Source organism: Citrobacter sp. Cpo126 (assembly GCF_030332445.1).
GTDB classification, from domain to species: domain Bacteria; phylum Pseudomonadota; class Gammaproteobacteria; order Enterobacterales; family Enterobacteriaceae; genus Citrobacter; species Citrobacter portucalensis.
On sequence record NZ_JAOWHT010000003.1, the window covers coordinates 1 to 323 of the forward strand.

The 323-nt window shown below is 53.3% G+C and carries 3 tRNA genes; all 3 read left to right on the forward strand.

Annotated elements, in window-relative coordinates:
* The 3 genes from OGY17_RS00015 (at window position 1) to OGY17_RS00025 (ending at window position 300) form a co-directional block, all read left to right on the forward strand.
* A tRNA-Gly gene (locus tag OGY17_RS00015) sits at window positions 1-76 on the forward strand.
* Window positions 77-127: 51 nt separating this feature from the next.
* Window positions 128-201, forward strand: a tRNA-Cys gene (locus tag OGY17_RS00020).
* Between the two features lie 12 nt (window positions 202-213).
* Window positions 214-300 (forward strand) — tRNA-Leu (locus OGY17_RS00025).
* The last annotated feature ends 23 nt before the right edge of the window (window positions 301-323 follow it).

The window sequence follows — 323 nt, forward strand, 5'->3', positions numbered from 1 at the left end:
GCGGGAATAGCTCAGTTGGTAGAGCACGACCTTGCCAAGGTCGGGGTCGCGAGTTCGAGTCTCGTTTCCCGCTCCAAATTTAAGACATCGGCAATAGCGGATGTCGGCTGTAAAGCAAGAAGATTTCGGCGCGTTAGCAAAGCGGTTATGTAGCGGATTGCAAATCCGTCTAGTCCGGTTCGACTCCGGAACGCGCCTCCAATTTCTTCCCGAGCCCGGATGGTGGAATCGGTAGACACAAGGGATTTAAAATCCCTCGGCGTTCGCGCTGTGTGGGTTCAAGTCCCACTCCGGGTACCATGGGAAAGAACAGAATAATCAAA